This is a genomic window from Pseudomonas sp. Pseusp88, from assembly GCF_047303955.1.
In the GTDB taxonomy this organism is placed as follows: Bacteria; Pseudomonadota; Gammaproteobacteria; order Pseudomonadales; family Pseudomonadaceae; genus Aquipseudomonas.
In genome coordinates this window covers 97,288-115,623 of the sequence record NZ_JBGLYM010000002.1, presented here as the reverse complement: position 1 = coordinate 115,623, position 18,336 = coordinate 97,288, and the positions used below count along the sequence as shown (strand labels likewise).

21 protein-coding genes are annotated in these 18,336 nt (G+C 58.7%); 13 read left to right on the top strand and 8 right to left on the bottom strand.

The window, feature by feature from the left end; genetic code table 11:
* Positions 1 to 12: 12 nt before the first annotated feature.
* Positions 13 to 465: a thiol-disulfide oxidoreductase DCC family protein gene (locus ACCD02_RS02845; RefSeq protein ID WP_413298458.1), complete on the bottom strand. Its 453-nt coding sequence runs from the start codon at positions 463 to 465 to the stop codon at positions 13 to 15.
* A gap of 303 nt (positions 466 to 768) precedes the next feature.
* Between ACCD02_RS02845 and ACCD02_RS02840 the strand changes: the two genes are divergently transcribed.
* From ACCD02_RS02840 to ACCD02_RS02830, 3 genes are all read left to right on the top strand, one after another.
* Positions 769 to 1,233: a hypothetical protein gene (locus ACCD02_RS02840; RefSeq protein WP_413298456.1), complete on the top strand. Its 465-nt coding sequence runs from the start codon at positions 769 to 771 to the stop codon at positions 1,231 to 1,233.
* A 120-nt stretch (positions 1,234 to 1,353) separates the two neighbouring features.
* Positions 1,354 to 1,740 (top strand): hypothetical protein, encoded by a 387-nt coding sequence (locus ACCD02_RS02835; protein ID WP_413298455.1) that lies wholly within the window; start codon positions 1,354 to 1,356, stop codon positions 1,738 to 1,740.
* A gap of 200 nt (positions 1,741 to 1,940) precedes the next feature.
* On the top strand, positions 1,941 to 2,336 hold the full coding sequence (locus ACCD02_RS02830) for a hypothetical protein (RefSeq protein ID WP_413298454.1): 396 nt from the start codon (positions 1,941 to 1,943) through the stop codon (positions 2,334 to 2,336).
* A 103-nt stretch (positions 2,337 to 2,439) separates the two neighbouring features.
* Here ACCD02_RS02830 and ACCD02_RS02825 read toward each other — a convergent pair whose 3' ends face one another.
* Positions 2,440 to 4,293: an ABC transporter ATP-binding protein gene (locus tag ACCD02_RS02825; protein ID WP_413298453.1), complete on the bottom strand. Its 1,854-nt coding sequence runs from the start codon at positions 4,291 to 4,293 to the stop codon at positions 2,440 to 2,442.
* A gap of 419 nt (positions 4,294 to 4,712) precedes the next feature.
* Positions 4,713 to 5,333, bottom strand: coding sequence for an NADPH-dependent F420 reductase (locus ACCD02_RS02820; protein WP_413298451.1), 621 nt, complete (start codon positions 5,331 to 5,333; stop codon positions 4,713 to 4,715).
* A 151-nt stretch (positions 5,334 to 5,484) separates the two neighbouring features.
* Between ACCD02_RS02820 and ACCD02_RS02815 the strand changes: the two genes are divergently transcribed.
* From ACCD02_RS02815 to ACCD02_RS02790, 6 genes are all read left to right on the top strand, one after another.
* On the top strand, positions 5,485 to 5,937 hold the full coding sequence (locus tag ACCD02_RS02815) for a winged helix-turn-helix transcriptional regulator (protein ID WP_413298450.1): 453 nt from the start codon (positions 5,485 to 5,487) through the stop codon (positions 5,935 to 5,937).
* Positions 5,938 to 6,020: 83 nt separating this feature from the next.
* Positions 6,021 to 6,935 carry a LysR family transcriptional regulator gene (locus ACCD02_RS02810; protein ID WP_413298449.1) on the top strand — a complete coding sequence of 305 codons (915 nt, stop codon included), beginning with the start codon at positions 6,021 to 6,023 and terminating at the stop codon, positions 6,933 to 6,935.
* Between the two features lie 3 nt (positions 6,936 to 6,938).
* Positions 6,939 to 7,841, top strand: a complete 903-nt coding sequence (locus tag ACCD02_RS02805) for a LysR substrate-binding domain-containing protein (protein ID WP_413298448.1) — start codon at positions 6,939 to 6,941, stop codon at positions 7,839 to 7,841.
* Between the two features lie 174 nt (positions 7,842 to 8,015).
* The gene (locus ACCD02_RS02800) at positions 8,016 to 8,645 is read left to right on the top strand and encodes a glutathione S-transferase family protein (RefSeq protein ID WP_413298446.1); all 630 of its coding nucleotides are present in this window, start codon (positions 8,016 to 8,018) and stop codon (positions 8,643 to 8,645) included.
* 50 nt (positions 8,646 to 8,695) lie between these two features.
* A complete protein-coding gene (locus ACCD02_RS02795; RefSeq protein ID WP_413298444.1) occupies positions 8,696 to 10,756 on the top strand; it encodes a pyridoxamine 5'-phosphate oxidase family protein in 2,061 nt (686 codons plus the stop codon).
* A gap of 46 nt (positions 10,757 to 10,802) precedes the next feature.
* Positions 10,803 to 11,279, top strand: coding sequence for a DUF1348 family protein (locus tag ACCD02_RS02790; protein ID WP_413298443.1), 477 nt, complete (start codon positions 10,803 to 10,805; stop codon positions 11,277 to 11,279).
* 113 nt (positions 11,280 to 11,392) lie between these two features.
* Here the strand turns inward: ACCD02_RS02790 and ACCD02_RS02785 are convergent, their stop codons facing one another.
* Together ACCD02_RS02785 and ACCD02_RS02780 are read right to left on the bottom strand one after the other, a co-directional pair.
* Positions 11,393 to 12,310 carry a GNAT family N-acetyltransferase gene (locus ACCD02_RS02785; protein ID WP_413298441.1) on the bottom strand — a complete coding sequence of 306 codons (918 nt, stop codon included), beginning with the start codon at positions 12,308 to 12,310 and terminating at the stop codon, positions 11,393 to 11,395.
* 145 nt (positions 12,311 to 12,455) lie between these two features.
* A complete protein-coding gene (locus tag ACCD02_RS02780) occupies positions 12,456 to 12,911 on the bottom strand; it encodes a VOC family protein (RefSeq protein WP_413298439.1) in 456 nt (151 codons plus the stop codon).
* 183 nt (positions 12,912 to 13,094) lie between these two features.
* On the opposite strand from ACCD02_RS02780, the gene ACCD02_RS02775 reads away from it, so the two are divergent.
* Positions 13,095 to 13,529: a hypothetical protein gene (locus ACCD02_RS02775; protein WP_413298437.1), complete on the top strand. Its 435-nt coding sequence runs from the start codon at positions 13,095 to 13,097 to the stop codon at positions 13,527 to 13,529.
* Here the strand turns inward: ACCD02_RS02775 and ACCD02_RS02770 are convergent.
* Complete coding sequence (locus tag ACCD02_RS02770) at positions 13,526 to 14,419, bottom strand: AraC family transcriptional regulator N-terminal domain-containing protein (protein ID WP_413298842.1); 894 nt, start codon at positions 14,417 to 14,419, stop codon at positions 13,526 to 13,528. The genes ACCD02_RS02775 and ACCD02_RS02770 overlap by 4 nt on opposite strands.
* A 139-nt stretch (positions 14,420 to 14,558) precedes the next feature.
* Here ACCD02_RS02770 and ACCD02_RS02765 point away from each other — a divergent pair, with 139 nt between their 5' ends.
* Both ACCD02_RS02765 and ACCD02_RS02760 read left to right on the top strand, forming a co-directional pair.
* Positions 14,559 to 15,302 (top strand): SDR family NAD(P)-dependent oxidoreductase, encoded by a 744-nt coding sequence (locus ACCD02_RS02765; protein WP_413298436.1) that lies wholly within the window; start codon positions 14,559 to 14,561, stop codon positions 15,300 to 15,302.
* A gap of 18 nt (positions 15,303 to 15,320) precedes the next feature.
* Positions 15,321 to 15,722: a VOC family protein gene (locus ACCD02_RS02760; RefSeq protein WP_413298435.1), complete on the top strand. Its 402-nt coding sequence runs from the start codon at positions 15,321 to 15,323 to the stop codon at positions 15,720 to 15,722.
* A gap of 58 nt (positions 15,723 to 15,780) precedes the next feature.
* Here ACCD02_RS02760 and ACCD02_RS02755 read toward each other — a convergent pair whose 3' ends face one another.
* Entirely contained in the window at positions 15,781 to 16,674 is an 894-nt protein-coding gene (locus tag ACCD02_RS02755; protein ID WP_413298840.1) for an AraC family transcriptional regulator N-terminal domain-containing protein, read from the bottom strand.
* Between the two features lie 196 nt (positions 16,675 to 16,870).
* On the opposite strand from ACCD02_RS02755, the gene ACCD02_RS02750 reads away from it, so the two are divergent.
* A complete protein-coding gene (locus ACCD02_RS02750; RefSeq protein ID WP_413298434.1) occupies positions 16,871 to 17,620 on the top strand; it encodes an SDR family NAD(P)-dependent oxidoreductase in 750 nt (249 codons plus the stop codon).
* Positions 17,621 to 17,697: 77 nt separating this feature from the next.
* Here the strand turns inward: ACCD02_RS02750 and ACCD02_RS02745 are convergent, their stop codons facing one another.
* A complete protein-coding gene (locus ACCD02_RS02745; protein WP_413298432.1) occupies positions 17,698 to 18,234 on the bottom strand; it encodes a cytochrome b in 537 nt (178 codons plus the stop codon).
* Between the last annotated feature and the right edge of the window lie 102 nt (positions 18,235 to 18,336).

Below are 18,336 nucleotides of genomic sequence, written 5' to 3'. Positions count from 1 at the left end.
AGCGCGCGCCGTTCACAACCCGGCCTTGAGGAACCGCCGCTGATGATCCGGAGTCGGCAACAGGCAAACCTCGTGTCTGCCAAACAGGCGGTAGCGGTTAAGGGCGACGCGGTCGTACAACCAGTCCCGCAGCCACTGCGGAAAAACACGCAACAGCCGCAACATCGGCCATGCGGCCGGCAACTGTGCTACCACTTCGAAGAACGCCTCCGACCGCACCCAGTAATGCCGGTCGCGAATAACCGCCATGGTGTCGAAGGCATCCACGGGCAAACCTGCCCAGGCCAGCAAAGCCTGCCCTTCGGGCGACTGCACGGTAGCCAGTCGGACGCGATGATGATGGTCATGCCGGATCAGAAACTTCGCCCAACCGTTACACAGCTTGCAGACACCGTCGAACAGCACCACGGTTTCACCGGGTGCCAGCAGCGGCGCGGGAGTTGGTTGGGTCAGAGAGTCAGGCATTGCAGGGCTCTGCGGGGCGGCGATTGGAGGCAGTGTAGGGCGGGGGGCGTTGTGTTTCCAGTCAAGGCCCGAGTTGCTGGCTCAGTGCGCGGCAATCGACTGATCGATGCCTTTATCAGAGGATCTGCGCTATTACCTCATCGACGCAGCGAGAGAATGAAATCAGAGAATTGTGGTCGCATTGTTGGCAACTTGCGTAGTTGCGCAAGACGAGGTTCCCGACGCTTACATTCATTGGATACACAAACGTTGGCATACCCGTCTGACCTGCTCACCAATCAAGATGATGGAGTAGCCTCTGTGATGTCGATATTGACCCAAACAAACCGACACGCCCTGAAGCTCGGTGTGCTCGCCATGGCGCTACAGCTCTGTGGTTGTGTTGGCCTTTTGACTAAAGACCCGCACGAAACCGCGCAGTCCTGGGTTGGCTATAACGTCAACTCATTGTTGCAACAATGGGGGACGCCCCGCACGGCGCCTTTCCAGAACGGCAATGAAACCGGGTATTACTGGGACTTCGGTACCAACGGCGGCTATGTCAATACCACTCATCAAGAGGCTATGGGCCAGGACGGTAATGGCCAGATGGTCATGGGTGAAGTCGCTGGCGGCTATTACCAGCAACCGGTCAGTTTTTGCGAGCTGACCTTTTACACCAACAGCGTGGGGACCATCACGCGATACGTTCTAAAAGAGTATGACCACAACAAATGCGCGCGATATGTGAACAGTTGGGGCGCCTCGACCAAGAGCAGTCTTTTTTAAGGCACTTGGCGCTTGATTATCATCGATGGGTCTATCCCATAGCCTGGCGCCTACGGGGTTTGCGTTGTCGCAGATCCTTGGTAGGAGCGAACTCCCTCTAACCATACGGAATCAGCGTCCATGCGTCTGCGTTTAACCCTGTCGTGTCTGTGCCTGTTCAGCGGACTGAGCCAGGCCGCTGTTGACTGTTCTGCCCTTGCGGAAAAAGTCTCGGGTACGGTGCCTGAGTTTCATCCGGCCTTGCAAGACCTGGTCATTGGTACTGTCCGTGTGCACTTCCATATGGCGCCTGATGAAGCCTGTGCCAACAAGAACATCTTCGTGGTTCCCGGTGACTCTCTTACCCTGTATTCCATTCTGCAAGACGAGTCATGGCTGGAAGTGAACTTCGTCGCCAAGGATGGCGAAGACTATACCGGTTGGGTAAAGGCAGATCGGGTCAAGATGGGTGTGCCTTATGGAGCGCCGCCTGAAGGGGGGGATGCGTCGGTGGGGCATGATCAATGACCGCTCGGGGCGCTGTGCAGCCGTCGTTCAATCGATAGAGGCCCAGGCTGCGATTGGTCTGGCGTTGCGGCGTCATCGAAAGGCGTCCATCAACGTCGGCGCTTCAGTCGTCCGTGTAATGGGTAGTCGCGCTGGACTGGATTACCCCTCTGTCGTAGGGTTGCATGCCATTGGGCGAAGGCTGTGAATGGAGAAACTGCATGAGCACCACAAGAAAATTCGTGATGGTTTTATCTGCGTTGAGCATTCTGGGTGGATGCGCCATCAACAATTCTGACATGCCCGCTCGCCAACCCATGAGTACGATGGAGCTGGATCAGAAGTTGGTCGCCCAGGGGATTCTTCCGCCGTCTGTTTTGGCAATTGACGCCGAACTGGAAAAGGTTCCGCCTGACAGCCCCAGGGCTCTCCAGCTATTGAAACAGAAGCTCGCGGCTACCCAGGAGCAGGGCAGGAGAATTCAGGAGCAGGAGGACAGGGTTCAAGCAGAACGAGCCTTGTACCCGTCCACTACGGCGCCTTCTCAACAGCAAGAGCAAGAGCAGCGTATGTGTTCTGTGAATAATGGGTCCGCAATCTATTTAGTGCCTTGCTAAAAGCAGTTCTGTGCAACCTTTCGGCGGCCAGGCGGCCTGCTACTGTCGTTTCGCCTTGCCGCCACGCTCGCCCTCAATCAGGTGATTCGTCGAATAAGCGAAGCTATTCCATGGCTTCAGCCACGCCCTGATCCTCACCCAGGAATCCGCCGCTTTGGTGATGCCACAGCCGCGCATAGATACCGTTCCTGGCGAGCAATTCGCTGTGGGTACCCTGTTCGATAATGCGTCCGTCATCCATGACGATGAGCCTGTCCATGGCCGCAATCGTGGACAGACGATGGGCGATGGCAATCACCGTCTTGCCCTTCATCATTTCATCAAGGCTTTCCTGAATGGCTACTTCGACTTCTGAATCCAGCGCGCTGGTGGCCTCGTCGAGCAGCAGGATCGGTGCATTCTTGAGCATCACCCGGGCAATGGCGATGCGTTGGCGCTGGCCGCCGGAAAGCTTGATACCACGCTCGCCCACCAGGGTGTCGTAACCCGAGTGGCCTTGCTTGTCGCTCAGTTGGCTGATGAACCCGTCGGCCTGGGCGTTGGCTGCGGCACTTTGGATTTGTGTATCGGTGGCATCGGGTCGGCCATAGGCGATGTTGTCGCGAATGGACCGATGCAGCAGGGAAGTGTCCTGAGTAACCATGCCGATGGCGCTGCGCAGACTGTCTTGGGTGACGTGGGCGATGTTTTGCCCGTCGATGCGAATTTCGCCTTTGTCGACGTCATAGAAACGCAGCAGAAGGTTGATGAGGGTGGATTTTCCGGCGCCGGAGCGACCCACCAGGCCGATTTTTTCGCCTGGGCGAATGGTCAGGCTCAGGCTATCGAGCACCTGGCGTTCGCCGTTATAGTTGAAGCTCACGTTGTCGAAGGTCACCGCGCCGCCGGAGGTGACCAGCACGCCCGCGTCAGGCGCATCCTGCACCTTGGGGCCTCGAGTCAGTGTCTCCATGCCATCCTGTACCGTGCCGATGTTCTCGAACAGCGATGTCATCTGCCACATGATCCAGTGCGACATGCCGTTGATGCGCAAGGCCATGGCCGTAATGGCCGCCACCGCTCCTGTTCCGACTTCGCCCTGGTGCCACAGCCACAAGGCATAACCGCCTGCGCTCATGATCAGGACCACCACCAGTGCCTGGTTGACGATCTCGAATTGGCTGACCAGGCGCATCTGGCGAAAGCCGGTGTGTTTGAAATCCTCCATCGCAGCCCGCGCAAAGTGGGCTTCACGTTTGGAATGGGAGAATAGCTTCACTGTGGTTATGTTGGTGTAGGCATCCGAGATGCGACCGGTCATTGACGACCGCGCATTGGCCTGTTCCTGCCCGACTTTTCCCAGGCGAGGCACGAAATACAGCATGGCCAGACCGAACAACGCCACCCACGCAATGAACGGCAGCATCAGCTTCAGATCGAAGCCGCCCGCCAGTGCGATGATCGCGATGAAGTACACCCCGATCCCGGGTGCGATCTCGATAATGGTGAACAGCACCTCGCGCACGGACAGCGCCGTCTGCATCACCTTGGTGGTGACCCGCCCGGAGAACTCATCGGAGAAGAACGAAAGGCTCTGGCGCAGCATCAGCCGATGGAAGTCCCAACGCAGCCGTAACGGCAGGTTAATCGCCAGTACCTGGTGCTGCACCATGGTGCGCAACGCGACCAGCCCAATGCTTGTCAGCAATACGATGCCGATGCCCCACAGCACGCGACCTTCCTGCGCGGCCCCATCACCGCCGGCCTGCCAGGTCGATAGCAGATCCACGACCTGCCCGAGAAAAGAAAACAGCCAGGCTTCGTAAATCGACACACCGGCACTGAGCAGCGCGAGCGCGAGGATATAACCGCGGGCGCCCCGTGTGCAGGCCCAGAGAAATCGCGCCAAGCCAACGGGCGGCGGCGGTACTTCGTCAGGCGGGAAGGGGTCGAGCCATTGTTCAAACAGGCGAAGCATAGTGATCTCCAAACGATCCAGTGAGGAGATTTTGACACTTAAAGAGTGCTTGAAGGGTTTTTCAGGCGTTGAATGTCACTCGCCAGGACTTTTCCATGATGTTTTGTGCGTTGTGCGTTGTGCGTTGTGCCTTGGCACTCATCCCCAGCGTTCAGGAAAACCGGAGGAAGGTGAAAGCTTTCTGCCGTGATTGAAGTGGGGAGACGCAACCGTTTCTCTCCGCGCTGCGGGGCGACTGACTCATTTGTTGCCGGTTTGCGTGTGGCCCATTAAAGCTCCTGGTCCAGTTGGATCGGGCCCGATCCAATAGGGAACAATTGAAATGCTCTGCGCCCGTTGGTGACCCAGGTGCGATCACAGCCTTGTAGCAAGGGCCGTGTCCGCTCCCTGGTCTGGGGGATGTCGTTGACGCCGGTTAATCAACCCATATCGACGTTGAAGGCGATGTTGAAAGTACCGGCTCCGTTTCGAGCCACTCCCATGAGCAACAGTCCCAGAGCTTCCAGCGTTTGCGCCATCTGCAAGCTCCCGACATCGAGCGGCCGCAACCCCAGACGCTTGATGAAGGTCGAGACGCGCTGTTTGATGTGCACATCGTCGGCGGCGAAAAACGCGTCAAGCTGTTCACCCCGCGCAAGCACATGGCCGAAGATTGAGTTGAACGCTTTCACCACATGCGCGCCGCTCGGCAGACCCTTGGCAATTTCCTGCGCCCCCGAACTTCCGTACGGTGTGACTACTCCCATGGCGTCAGTGGTAAACGGATTGGTGATGTCGATGATCACTTTACCGTCGAGCATGTCGCCGTAATCGGCGACCACCCCAGCCGCGCTGGCATACGGCACCGCGAGGATGACGATGTTACCCGCTGGCGCAGCGCCGTAAGTTCCGCTGAACGCCTGGCTTTTGAGTTGCGTGGCCAGCGCCTGTGCCTTGGCGGGGTCGCGGCTGATGACCTCGACCTGGTATCCCGCCGCGGCGCTACGACCACCGATCGCTGCGGCCATGCCGCCTGAGCCAATGATGCTGATCGTGCTCATAGGTTGAATCCTCATGGGTGGGGCGTCGCTCGACTCGCAAACGATTCGACGATCGCGTATGGTGTGAAATCAGCCGGGCTTTTCACTTGTAAAAAGCAAGTAATAGTCTGAAATTTTACTTGCGCCATACAAGCGATGTTAAGATCCGGTCATGAAGACAACGGCTAAAAAAGACATTCGCTCCCATTGCGCGGTGAACTATGGCGTGGAAATTTTCGGTGACCGCTGGTCGCTGTTGATCATTCGCGACATCGTTTTTGTCGGCAAGAAGGCCTACGGCGAGTTCCTGAAATCGGAAGAGGGCATCGCGACCAATGTCCTGGCGTCGCGCCTGGCTTTCCTTGAAGAACAAGGCATTCTCTCGAAAGCGCCGAGCCCCGACGACGGGCGCAAGGACTTCTACACCCTGACCGAAAAGGGGCTGGACCTTATTCCCATCGTGCTCAACGTCGTCCTTTGGAGCGCGAAGTACGATTCGCAATCCTACGTGCGGCGCAGCGGCGAATTCTTTGCTCGATTGAGTCAAAACCCCATGCAAGTGAGCGAAGAGGTGAGGGCGCTGGTGCGCGATGGCGGCTGTATTTTTCCTGAGACCAAGGGATGATCAAGATTGCAGGCGCGCCCTGAAGCGGAACTTGAGCGCTACGCTGTTTGCCACTTGATGAGTTATTGAGCCGGACGGGGATCATGGACAGGTTTCAGGAGATGAAAGTGCTGCTGGCCGTCGCCGAGGCGGACAGCTTTGTCGCCGGTGCCAAGCTGCTGGGCATGTCGGCGCCCAGCGTGACGCGGGTCATTGCAGGCCTGGAAAATCGCCTGGGGACTCTGCTCCTGGCACGCAGTACCCGAAGTTTGCGCTTGACCGAGGCGGGCCGGCGTTATGTGGAGGATTGCAAGCGCATCCTGCAGGATCTGGAAGAGGCTGAAGAGCTGGCCACTGGCAGCAGCATTCGAGCGCGGGGTCACCTGGCGGTCACGGCATCGGTGATGTTCGGCGAGCTGTTTCTGATTCCGCTGATTACCGAATACCTTGCGCTGCATCCCGAGGTGGCTATCAATGCGCTTCTGGTGGATCGTGTGGTGAACATGGTCGAGGAGGGGCTGGACGTCGCCATCCGCATCGGTCAATTACCCGACAACGGCCTGCAAGCCCTCAGGGTCGGGCAAATCCGCCCGGTAGTCTGTGCCGCGCCTGCGTTTCTCGATCAGGTCGGTCGGCCGACTGTGCCCGATGAGGTCCTGGCGGCACCTATCGTGATGTCCTCTGCCAGTGGCCTGCTGACTGACTGGCAGTTCGAGGTAGCGGGAAACGCGATCACCCTGCACCCAAAGCCACGCCTGGTAGTCAGTTCCAATCAGGCTGCCATCAATGCTGCACGCATGGGCTGGGGGTTCACGCGGGTGCTGTCCTATCAGGTGGCCGAGCTCGTTTCAAAGGGCGAACTGGAGATTGTCCTGAGTGCATTTGAAACAACCCCGTTGCCCGTGCATGTGGTTTATCAGGGGGGCAAGCGGGTATCTGCCAAGGTACGCACCTTCGTTGACCATTGCGCCAGCCGGCTCCTTAACGACCCGGCACTGCACAGGGTCGCGGTGGTCTAGTTCATGATTCGTTATCGTGAAATGCTCATCTTCGAGGCCGTGGCGCAGGCGGGCAGCCTCGCTGCCGCAGCCCGGCAACTGGCGCTGTCACCGGCGACCATCATGCGTACCATCGCGTCACTGGAAACACGCCTGAGCAACACGCTGCTGATTCGCGGGCCGCGCGGTGTCCAACTGAGTCAGGCAGGTGAGCAATTCGCAGTGAGTTGCCGCCATATCCTGGAGCAGATCGACACCGCTGAACGCTACGCAGCGGGCATTCATACGTGCCCGGCCGGGCAACTGACCGTGTCGTTGCCGCTGCTGATGGATCAGTCTGTATTCACATCCCTCGCCCTGGCCTACCTGGCCGAATTTCCGGATGTACAGGTGGTCACCAGAACTTGCGTCGGCATACCGAAACTCCTGGAGGAAGGCATTGATATAGCCCTCGTGGTCGGGCATTTGCCAAACTCGTCGGGTTTTGCCGTGCCGCTGGGCATGGTGAAACCGGTTGTGTGTGGTTCTCCAGCCTATCTGGCCGCGTGGGGACGCCCGCAGACACCCGATGACCTCAACAACCACCGCACGGTGGTGACCACTGCCACGGGTCTTGAAAATGAATGGCGCTTTTGCCACGAAGGATCCACGCGGGTCATCAAGCCTGTACCGGTACTGACCTGCACCACCACGCGCGCCGCTATCCATGCTGCCACCCTGGGGCTGGGGTTGATCCGCTGCATGAGTTTTGAGGCACATCATGAATTACAGGGTGGAGTGCTCGAGCCGGTATTGAGCGGTTTTGCCGGCCAGGCCTTGCCGGCTCAATTGATCTACCGCGATGGTCGCCGGGCCGATGCCCGGGTAAGGACCTTCATCGCCTTCGCCACGCCAAGGCTGCGCAGCCATCCGGCGTTCCTCGGCTAGCGCGCAAGGCTGACAGGTAATGCAGAAGGCAATCTTTTGCAAAACGAAATTATCCATTGTTCGAGGTGGTGATTCTGCCCGGCGGCTGGCAGGTGCAGCATCACCCTCCAGCGCAAGGAGGCCTACAGGGTTTGATTTCTGCGCTTTCCCTTAGTCAGAGCAGGAGCCAGGACCATGACGCAGCCAGTGATCAAACTTTATCGCCACACACTTTCAGGCCACTCCCATCGCGTCGAGCTGATGCTTGCCCTGTTGAAGCTGCCCACTGAACCGGTCTTTGTCGATCTGGCCAAGGGTGCCCACAAACAGCCTGAGTTCCTGGCCATCAACCCCTTCGGTCAGGTGCCGGTGATCGATGACGGGGGCACCATTCTCAGTGACTCCAACGCTATCCTCGTCTATCTGGCGAAGAAGTATGGTGACGGTAGCTGGTTGCCTGATGATCCCCTTACCGCTGCCCATATCCAGCGCTGGCTCTCGGTCGCTGCAGGCGAGATCGCCAGCGGCCCTGCGGCGGCTCGGCTGATCACGGTGTTCGGCGCTGCCTTGAATGCCGACAACGTGATCGCCCGCGCTCACGCCTTGCTCAAAGTAATGGACAAGGAACTTGCGCAAACGGCATTCCTGGCGGGTGATACGCCTACGGTGGCTGACGTCTCCTGCTACACCTATATCGCTCATGCCCCGGAAGGCAACGTGTCGCTGGAGGCCTATCCGAACGTGCGTGCCTGGCTGGAAAGGGTGCAAGCACTGCCAGGCTTCGTGCCCATGCAACGTACCGCCGCAGGCCTGCAGGCCAACTGAACCGGCAATCCGCCGCCGGGCTTACCTGCAGACTTCTCAAGGAGCGCTTCATGGACACTTTGCCCAAGCACCGTCGCTCGCCCTGGCACGCCGGGGAACGAATACTTCAGCAACTCCACAGCGTATCCGAGCGGATGGAGGTTATCGGGCAAAAAGTGATCCGCAACTATATGCCCGACCAGCATAGGGAGTTTTACCAGCAGTTGCCCTTCATGATCGTTGGCACTGTAGACCCGCAACAGCGACCCTGGGCCACCTTGCTCGAAGGGCCGGAAGGCTTCGTCACCTCACCGGATCCGCAGCAGTTGCTGCTTGCTGCCCATGCCGACGACCAGGACCCGGCCATGCCCGGGCTGCAAGCGGGTCAGGCCATCGGTATGCTCGGCATCGAGCTGCATACCCGTCGGCGCAATCGTATCAATGGCGTGATTCAGCAGGACTCTGTCGATGGCCTTTCGGTCATGGTCGAGCATTCCTATGGCAACTGCCCCAAATACATTCAGGCAAGGACCTGCCAACGTTTTGCGAACCTGGTGCAGGACCGGGCACCGCGTCAGGACTTCGATGCCCTGAATGACCGAACTGCCGAACTGATACGTGGGGCCGATACTTTTTTTGTGGCCAGTTACTTTGACCATGACCCGCAACATCGCTCGGTGGACGTATCCCATCGGGGAGGCCGGGCCGGATTTGTCAAAGTCGAAGGCAACCGTCTGACCATTCCTGACTACGCCGGTAATCTGTTTTTCAACACCTTGGGTAACCTCCAGATCAATGCCCTGGCCGGACTGCTGTTTGTCGATTTCAGCAACGGCGACGTGCTGCAACTTTGCGGACGTACCGAGCTGATTCTGGACAGCCCGATGATCAAGGCTTTCGAAGGTGCCGAGCGTCTCTGGACTTTCGAGGTCGAGCAGGTGGTGCTGCGCCCGGCGGCGGTGTCGCTGCGCTGGGAGTTCCATGACTACGCGCCCACCAGCCTGGCTACTGGCACCTGGGCCGAGGCGGACGCACTGCTGCGTGAGAGAGAGCAGCGTCGGCAGTGGCATCCGTGGCAGGTGACGCGTATAGAACAGGAGAGCAAGGACATACGCTCGTTCTATATCCAGCCGCTGGACAACTCCGCCGTAGCCTTTGTCCCCGGGCAGCACCTGCCGATACGTCTTTTGCGCGGCGGCGACGAGGCAGCACTGATCAGGACCTACAGCCTGTCCAGCGCTCCGTCGGATGGACACATCCGCATCAGCGTCAAGGCGCAGGGGCCTGCGTCACATCATCTGCATGACAATGTGCGGGTGGGGGACATACTGGAGGTCCGTCCGCCGTTGGGCAGTTTTACCCTGGCCGAAGAAACCGAACGTCCGGTGGTGCTGATTGGCGCGGGCGTTGGCATCACGCCGCTGATCTCGATGTTCAGGGAACTGATTGCACAAAACGTTCAGCATCGGCGGCATCGCCCTATCCATCTATTCCAGAGCGCCAGGACCCTGGAAGACCTGCCGTTTCAGGCCGAGCTCGTCGAGCTGCAACGGCGTGACGCTGCGTCGGTTCATATCCATCGAGCCTTGAGCAGCCCTGGCGCCGAGGCCATGGCTGGTCGGGACTTTGACATCATCGGACGGCTCGACTTTTCCCAGGTCAAGGCTCGATTGCCCCTGGATGATTACGACTTTTACCTGTGCGGGCCAGCGGGTTTCCTGCAGGCGATGTATGACGGGTTGCGTGGGCTGAACATTACCGATGAGCGCATTCATGCCGAAGCCTTCGGCCCGTCGACGTTGCAGCGGCTGACGGTCGCGCAGGAAACCCCGACCATTCAGCCACCTGCTGCCACGACGCCCGTGCCGGTGTATTTCTCGGCATCGGCCAAGGATGCACGCTGGACGCCGGGCAGTGGCAGCCTGTTGGAGTTGGCGGAAAGTCGTGGCCTGAACCCGGACTTCAGTTGCCGGGGAGGTTCTTGCGGCACCTGCAAGACGCGCCTGGTCAGCGGCAATGTCCATTACCCGAATCCGCCAGCGCAAATGCCGGATGCCGATACGGTGCTGATCTGCTGCGCCGTCCCGGCAGCGCATGAGGACGGTGTGCAACCTCTGGTCCTTGATCTCTAGTAAGAATTTTTGCATGGACGTCTTTCACACACCGGGAGCAAACAACATGTCGACCACCGAAATACGCCAACCTGTGCCGCCCTTTACCCGTGAGTCAGCCATCCTGAAAGTCCGCCTTGCCGAAGATGGCTGGAACAGCCGCGATGCGGCGAAAGTGGCCCTGGCCTATACCCCCGATACCCGATGGCGCAACCGCGCGGAGTTTGCGACCAGTCGGGATCAGGCCCAGGCATTTCTGCAGCGCAAGTGGAACAAGGAGCTCGAGTACCGCCTGATAAAGGAGCTCTGGGCATTTACTGACAACCGGATTGCCGTGCGTTACGCCTACGAATGGCATGACGACTCGGGCAACTGGTTTCGCTCATATGGCAACGAGAACTGGGAATTTGCCGAAAACGGCCTGATGGCTCACCGATTTGCCTGCATCAACGACCTGCCCATTCATGAGTCCGAACGCAAGTTCCTCTGGCCGCTGGGTCGTCGCCCCGATGACCATCCGGGGCTTTCGGAATTGGGTCTGTAGATCAACCGACCGAGGCTGTCCGATCAGATTCGGGCCGCCTCCCCAAGGCGGGTTACACACCCTGCACAAATGCCTGGCTCGCCGACGACGCTTCAGCGTTATTGCGAAGATATCTACAAGTCCAGCGCCCAGGTCTGGCTGACCAGGTCCTTGCCAAAGCTGTGAACCGGTTCTTCTTCGACCAGATGAAATCCTGCCCCTTGATACAGCTTTCGGGCGTCCGTGAGTATGCTGGTGGTCCAGAGGATTATCCGTTTGTAACCGGCCTGCCGGGCAAACCGTAAAGTCTCTTCGACCAACCGCTTGCCGATGCCCAGGCCCCTGGCACTGGCGTCCACGTAAAGCATGCGCAGTTTGGCGGTGGTTTCGTCGTGCCTGACGACGAAGACTGAACCGATGACCTTGCCATCCTTTTCCGCGATCCAGCAGCGCTCGCTAGATTGATCGAATTCACGCAGGAACCTGGCGACGATCTCTGCCACCAGAGCTTCGAATTCCGAGTTCCAGCCGTATTCGCGCGTATAGATTTCAGCCTGCTGCTGAATGACTATGCCCATATCACCGGCTCTCGGGTCTCTCAGCAGGTAGGAAGAGTCACTGTCACTCAATAGTGATTGGACCTGCCGCATGGCTTGGATCAATTGTTCCTGGCGGGACTCGGGCATGCCCCGCAGCATCGCCATGACCTCATCGCGCGCGGCCTGTTCAAGGGAGGCAAGGACGGTTTTTCCCTTTTCGGTAAGTTGTATGAGCATTGCACGGGCGTCGCTGGGTGAGCGGGTTTTGCCGATCAGCCCTTTTTTCTCGAATCCACCGATAATCCGGCTCAGGTAGCCCGCGTCCAGACCCAGCATCTGACAGAGTTCAGCACTGGTCAGGCCGGCACCGGCACCCAGCTCATAGAGGATGCGGCTTTCACTCAGGGAAAACTCGGCCTTTAGCAAGTGCTCGCGCAGGGCGCCGATCTGCCGAGTGTAGAAGCGGTTGAAGCGCCGAACTGTTTCGGCGCGGGCCGTGAGGATGGCGGTCATGTCAGATACCAAATGGTTGCCTTAGGCAAGTATATGCTTGCCTTTAGCAATCATGTCAACGCTAATGTGCTATGCGCGCCAATGTCAGAAGATACCGAAGGCTGCGAATGGATGTTCCATCATCAGCCCGACGCCACCATTTCGCTTAAGCAAACGCCGCGTTGATAAATGCTTGCAGGGCATTTTCTTCCAGGATCTCGATAGAGAAGTGCCCGAAGCGCTTGGGCAGCCAGATAATGCGTGTCCCGGATGGGGACTGCAGGTTCTCCCGTGCCAGCGGTTTGCCGTTTTCATCTTCAGGCTGCACACCGCCGGCAATCAGTTGGTCATAGGTTTGCTCAATGTCCGGCGTTGAGTAGCAATGACGGTAAATCATTCCTTCGCCTGTAGTGTCCAGCAAATCCTTGAGATTACCCGCCAACGGCTGGACCAGCATGAAGCGTTCCAGGCCGATCATCGCGATCGCATAGCGCACATGCAGCCCACCGCGCTCCCAGACCAGTGTCCTGGAAATACGGGCGTTGAGAATTTGTGCGTAATAGGTGCAGGCTTCTTCGAGGTTGTTGACCAGTACATCGACGTGACTGAATTTCAGCTCCATCACTTATCTCCCGGGTGCCAGCGCCTATCTAAACATGGCTTGCGCTGCGCTCGAAGGCTTGTGTGGAGACATTTGCCCATTTTCCGGTTCGTTGGAGGATGAAGCGGTTGGCCAGAGTCGGGCAGTTATCAGACCTGGCCAGAGGATGGAGGCGGTATTTACGAACCGCTGCCAGAGCCTTTGTTGCCTTGCGAACTCGACCCTGCTCCCGAAGGCGTTTCATTACCGGGGCTTGAGTTGCCGCCACTGCCTGCCTCGCCGCCGGAACCGGGCAGGGCCGTGCCTTTGGTATTGGCGCCGTTGGTGCCGCTTGGTTTGGAAGACTGCCCGGAGCTGGACGAACTGCTCCCTGAGGACGTTGACGGGGCGCTGGTATCGGTGGCGCTGGTGGCTGCCATCAGTGGGGTCGACAGTACACAGGTCAAACCGGCCATGGCCAATGCAGAAATTATTGTTTTTTTCATCAGGAAAAGCCTCTTGGTAGAGATGAACAAAGGGTGCAAGTGCTGGCGTCTTTGCCAATCGCTCTACGGTTGTGACTCACCTGTGCAGGGAAAAAGTTTGAAAATTTGCAGAATGGGCGATGAACGGTTGAGCCAGGCGGCTGATGCGTTCTAGGCCTTGGCGCCTCGACTCTCCCCAAGAATCCGCGCCGTATCCCGCGCCGGGGACTGGCCAAACACCCGCGTATAGTCCCGGCTGAATTGGGTCGCGCTTTCATAACCGACCTCAAATGCTGCAGCCGTGACGCTCCTGGCGCTGGCGACCATAAGGGTTCGTGCCTGGAGCAGACGCACACGCTTCTGATACTGCAGCGGGCTCAAGCTGGTGATGGCCTTGAAGTGGCGATGAAACGCCGAGACGCTCATGGCCGCTTTTTGCGCCAGGCTCTCGACCCTGATGGGCTCGGCAAAATCCCGGCGGATCCATTGAATGGCCATGTTTACCCGGGCCATGGCGGTGTCGGGCGCGGCGATTTCACGCAGCATCCAGCCGTGGGGGCCTTGTAGCACGCGATAGAGGATTTCCCGCTCGTAAACCGGTGCGAGGGCCGCGATGGCTTCAGGGTTGTCCATCAGGCGCAGCATGCGTACCCAGGCATCCATCAATTCCGGGGTGACGGCAGCCACCGAAAAACCGGGGTTATTCTCATAGCCTCCTGTTGGTCTCGGCACGTCGGCTAGCAGTGTCGTCAAAACTGCGGGATCCAGGGTCAGGCTGACTGCCAGATAGGGCTCGCCGGTCGTGGCCGGGTGCACGGATCCAACGGCGGGCAGCTCGATCGACATCACGAAATAGGTCGCCGGGTCGTAACGCAAGGTACGATCGCCGACCGTCATGGCTTTGCTGCCTTGCAGGATCAGATTGATCATCGGATCGTAGACGGCCGCCAGCATATGCTCGGGAATCTTGCCCTGAACCATGGCCACGCGAGGGATGCCCGTCTCGGTGCGGCGGTTTTCGGCCCTTGCGGCCAATGACCTGAGTTCGCTCAATTGATCATTCATGAGCGCCATGCTGAGTGACTCCGGGTACGCCATGCAAGCGAAAAGCAGAAACAGGCAGGTTTCGAGCAGGAACGGCTGAGTCTGGTGCTTCTGCGACGACTACTGTGATGGCTCCTTTTCATCGACAGTGGAGTACGTCATGGGCGTTATCGTAATTACCGGAGGCAGCCGTGGTATCGGTGCCAGTGCAGCCGAATACAGTGCCCGACGTGGCATGGGCGTCATCCTTACCTACAACGCCAATCCGGCGGCGGCCCGGGCGGTCGTGCAGCGTATCGAGCAGGGCGGTGGCAAGGCCGTTGCCCTCAAGCTCGACGTTGCTGATATCGCCAGCTTCGCCGCTTTTCGTGAGTCTGTAGTCGATGCTCTCGCTCAAACCTGGGGCGTGAGCACTCTGGCCGGCCTGGTCAACAACGCGGGCTATGGCTTGTTCAACCCCATGGAATCGGTCAGCGAGGCACAGTTCGACGGGCTGTTCGGGGTCCATCTCAAGGGGCCGTTTTTTCTGACCCAGACACTGCTGCCGTTGCTGGGCAACGGCGCAAGTATCGTCAATCTCAGCAGTGCAACGACCCGGGTGGCAACCGCTGGCGTGGCGCCGTATGCCGCGTTCAAGGGCGCTCTGGAAGTGCTGACTCGCTACATGGCCAAGGAATTCGGTGAGCGGCGCATTCGCGCCAATGCGGTCTCTCCCGGGGCGATTCGTACTGAACTGGGCGGTGGCTTGAACGATGAGTTCGAGGCATTGCTGGCGTCGCAAACGGCTTTGGGCCGGGTTGGTGAGCCGCAGGACGTGGCACGGGTCGTCGCCATGCTGCTGAGCGAAGAGGGCGCCTGGATCAATGCCCAGACGATTGAAGTCGCGGGCGGCTACATTATCTGAATCTCTGAGGGCTTAATCATGCTCGACCATATTTTCCTTTCTGTAAGCGATATCGAACGTTCCATCCGTTTCTACGAAGCAGTCCTGCCACCACTGGGGATTACCACGCGTCACGACTACGACGGCAAGGACGGCCCGCCCGGGCACCCGGATCTCAAGGGCTTTGGCGCCAATGGCCGGATGTTCTTCTGGTTGCGTGAGGGCGTAGTGGAGGGGCGGGCGGCGCACGTGGGCTTCGTCGCGAGCAGCAAGGCTGAAGTAAATGCCGCCTACGCCGCTGCCATGGCACAAGGTGCGACGGACAATGGCCCTCCGGGCGCACGCATGCATTATCACCCGGACTATTACGCCGCCAATGTCCTGGACCCGGACGGTTATAGCCTCGAATTCGTCTACAAGAATTGGCAGCACCGTCAATGAGCGATTGGATGATCTACGGCGCGACTGGTTATCCGGCTCGGTAACCTCAGGATGTCAGCTATTGACCGCCGACGCTGTTGTCCGAGGCCGCGGGCGTTCTGAAACGGGCTGCATCGCGCGCCGGTGGCAGACCGAACAGGCGGGCATAGTCACGACTGAATTGCGATGCGCTTTCATAACCCACCGTAAACGCGATGGAAGCTGCATCGCGAGGATCGAACAGCAGTAGCCATCGTGCCCGGAGCAGACGCAGACGCTTCTGATACTGAATGGGGGTCATGCCTGTGATGGCTTTGAAATGCCGATAGAACGCCGCGACGCTCATATCGGTCATCGTCGCCAGCGGCTCGACACGAAAGGGTTCGGTGTAGTGTTCGCCAATCCATCGGGTGGCGCGGCGGATCCTTGCCAGATGGCCATCCGGGCGGGCAATCTCACGCAGCTCCGACCCTAGCGGCCCCTGCAGGACGCGAAACAGAATCTCCCTCTCAATCATCGGTGCCAATACCGCCGCTTCGCTCGGGCGATCCATCAGCCGCATCATGCGCAACCACGCATCAATCATTTCAGCCTGGGCTGCTACGGCACCGAAGCGCTGCCCGGCCGGCTGCCCGGCGTTTAGGGTCTCTCCCTCCAGCAGGGTGGCGATAACCGTCGGCTCCAGGGCCAGACTGATCGCAAGATAGGGCCGATCATGCTCGCTTGAGTGAATCTCGCCGGTTGCGGGCACGTCCACAGGCACGACGAAATAGCTGACGGGTTCGTACCGCACTACCTGCTCACCGATGGACAGGGTCTTGGTGCCCTGAAGCACGAGATGCAGCATCGGCTGATAGACCTGACTCGCACACGCCTCGGCCTGGACCATCGCGACACGGGCAAGACCGGTGTCCGTCCATTTGTCTTCTGCGCGCATCACGAGGCTGCGCAATTCATCGATAGCTCTGTTCATGGGCTTGACCATGAGCCAGCGCCTAAGGCAAAGCAAGTCGTGTGAGAAGAATAGGCAAGCATCCGATAACAACTGGCAAGCGTCTGGCGGCCTGGTCCGCGAATACTGTGGGCAAGCGGCATGCCGAGCTCAGGGCATTAACACCTGACGGCCAATGCCTTTCAGAGATATCACGCTATTCATAAAGGTCGGCACCATGAAGCTTGAAGGGAAAATCGCAGTTGTCACGGGCGCGTCGAAAGGCATCGGCGCAGGTATTGCCAAGGCATTCGGTGCACAGGGCGCTACCGTGGTTGTGAACTATGTGTCGAGTAAAGCTGACGCGGATGCGGTCGTTGCCCAGATCCGGCATCAGGGCGGCAAGGCGGTGGGTATTCAGGCTGACATGAGCCGCATCAAGGACGTAGTGCGTTTGTTCGACACCGTCCGGGCTGACTACGGAACCCTGGATATTCTGGTCAACAATGCGGGGGTTGCAATATTCCAGATGATTGAAGATTTGACTGAGGAGGCATTCCATCAGCAATTCAACGTCAATGTGCTCGGCTATCTCCTGGCGGTGCGGGAGGCGATGAAACTGCTGAGCCCGTCGGCCAGCATCATCAATATCAGCTCTATCCTCAGCACCGATCCCTATTTGGCATCGAGTGTCTACTCGGCAACCAAGGGCGCGGTGGATACGTTGACACTTGCATTGGCCAGAGAGTTGGGACCGCGGGGTATCCGGGTCAATTCGATTCTGCCCGGCCATACCAATACTCCGGCGACTGCAGACAATTTCGCCGGTGAGTTTGGCGAAAAACTCATCGCCGGTACGCCATTGGGTCGCTTTGGCGAGCCGGAAGACATTGCACCTCTCGCTGTATTCCTGGCGTCTGCGGATTCGCATTGGGTCACCGGCGAATCCATTAGGGCTTCCGGGGGTGTGCGCGGCGTCGGTTACTGATTGAGCGGCAGGTATCACCGCCTGGAAAGTGCGGTGGTTCCGCCGTTGCGATCCGCCGCAACACCCGCATAAATCGTTTAGCGAGGCAACATGCGTCGCAGGGTGTTATCCCGCACATAGTAATGATGGAAGAGGCCGGCTGCGGCGTGCAATGCGATCAGCCAGTACCCAAGACTCCCCAGCCATTCATGCCATTCCTTGATTTGCTTGGCCAAGGCCGGATCAAGCGCTATGGGCGCAGGCATGAAGAATTCGAAATAAGGCATCGGTTTGCCCCCTGCAGCCAGCATCAGCCACGCCAGAATGGGCGTTGCAATCATCAGCCCATACAGCGATGCATGCATCAGGTGCGAGAGCCCGATCTGCCAGCCCGGCGGGGTGGGGGTGATGGCTGGCGCCTTGTACATCAATCTGCCCAGCAGACGAATCCAGACCAGCGCGAATATGGAAAGGCCAAATATTCCGTGCATGCCCAGAATGGCCGAGCGCAACGTGCTGCCGCGAGGTGCCAGGCCTTTGAGTTCAATACAGGCATAAACGGCGACAAACAACGCGAGCATCAGCCAGTGCAAGTAAATCGAGAGTTTGGCGTAGCGGTTTGTGGGTGAAGACATGTTGGAGCTCGCTGTATGGGGGATAGGTTGTTCGAAGGCGTCTGGACTGTGCCGCAACTGGCTTAAGGAAGTCTGAAGATACCTTCCTGATCGATTTTCTTC

What these genes read in the sequence shown, in the direction of transcription:
- ACCD02_RS02810 (WP_413298449.1), top strand. Translation starts at nt 6,021, where the DNA reads ATGGACAGGTTTCAGGAGATGAAAGTGCTGCTGGCCGTCGCCGAGGCG.
- ACCD02_RS02770 (WP_413298842.1), bottom strand. Translation starts at nt 14,419, where the DNA reads ATGAATGATCAATTGAGCGAACTCAGGTCATTGGCCGCAAGGGCCGAA.
- ACCD02_RS02765 (WP_413298436.1), top strand. Translation starts at nt 14,559, where the DNA reads ATGGGCGTTATCGTAATTACCGGAGGCAGCCGTGGTATCGGTGCCAGT.
- ACCD02_RS02805 (WP_413298448.1), top strand. Translation starts at nt 6,939, where the DNA reads ATGATTCGTTATCGTGAAATGCTCATCTTCGAGGCCGTGGCGCAGGCG.
- ACCD02_RS02845 (WP_413298458.1), bottom strand. Translation starts at nt 465, where the DNA reads ATGCCTGACTCTCTGACCCAACCAACTCCCGCGCCGCTGCTGGCACCC.
- ACCD02_RS02825 (WP_413298453.1), bottom strand. Translation starts at nt 4,293, where the DNA reads ATGCTTCGCCTGTTTGAACAATGGCTCGACCCCTTCCCGCCTGACGAA.
- ACCD02_RS02750 (WP_413298434.1), top strand. Translation starts at nt 16,871, where the DNA reads ATGAAGCTTGAAGGGAAAATCGCAGTTGTCACGGGCGCGTCGAAAGGC.
- ACCD02_RS02790 (WP_413298443.1), top strand. Translation starts at nt 10,803, where the DNA reads ATGTCGACCACCGAAATACGCCAACCTGTGCCGCCCTTTACCCGTGAG.
- ACCD02_RS02835 (WP_413298455.1), top strand. Translation starts at nt 1,354, where the DNA reads ATGCGTCTGCGTTTAACCCTGTCGTGTCTGTGCCTGTTCAGCGGACTG.
- ACCD02_RS02755 (WP_413298840.1), bottom strand. Translation starts at nt 16,674, where the DNA reads ATGAACAGAGCTATCGATGAATTGCGCAGCCTCGTGATGCGCGCAGAA.
- ACCD02_RS02760 (WP_413298435.1), top strand. Translation starts at nt 15,321, where the DNA reads ATGCTCGACCATATTTTCCTTTCTGTAAGCGATATCGAACGTTCCATC.
- ACCD02_RS02795 (WP_413298444.1), top strand. Translation starts at nt 8,696, where the DNA reads ATGGACACTTTGCCCAAGCACCGTCGCTCGCCCTGGCACGCCGGGGAA.
- ACCD02_RS02815 (WP_413298450.1), top strand. Translation starts at nt 5,485, where the DNA reads ATGAAGACAACGGCTAAAAAAGACATTCGCTCCCATTGCGCGGTGAAC.
- ACCD02_RS02780 (WP_413298439.1), bottom strand. Translation starts at nt 12,911, where the DNA reads ATGGAGCTGAAATTCAGTCACGTCGATGTACTGGTCAACAACCTCGAA.
- ACCD02_RS02785 (WP_413298441.1), bottom strand. Translation starts at nt 12,310, where the DNA reads ATGACCGCCATCCTCACGGCCCGCGCCGAAACAGTTCGGCGCTTCAAC.
- ACCD02_RS02745 (WP_413298432.1), bottom strand. Translation starts at nt 18,234, where the DNA reads ATGTCTTCACCCACAAACCGCTACGCCAAACTCTCGATTTACTTGCAC.
- ACCD02_RS02800 (WP_413298446.1), top strand. Translation starts at nt 8,016, where the DNA reads ATGACGCAGCCAGTGATCAAACTTTATCGCCACACACTTTCAGGCCAC.
- ACCD02_RS02840 (WP_413298456.1), top strand. Translation starts at nt 769, where the DNA reads ATGTCGATATTGACCCAAACAAACCGACACGCCCTGAAGCTCGGTGTG.
- ACCD02_RS02820 (WP_413298451.1), bottom strand. Translation starts at nt 5,333, where the DNA reads ATGAGCACGATCAGCATCATTGGCTCAGGCGGCATGGCCGCAGCGATC.
- ACCD02_RS02830 (WP_413298454.1), top strand. Translation starts at nt 1,941, where the DNA reads ATGAGCACCACAAGAAAATTCGTGATGGTTTTATCTGCGTTGAGCATT.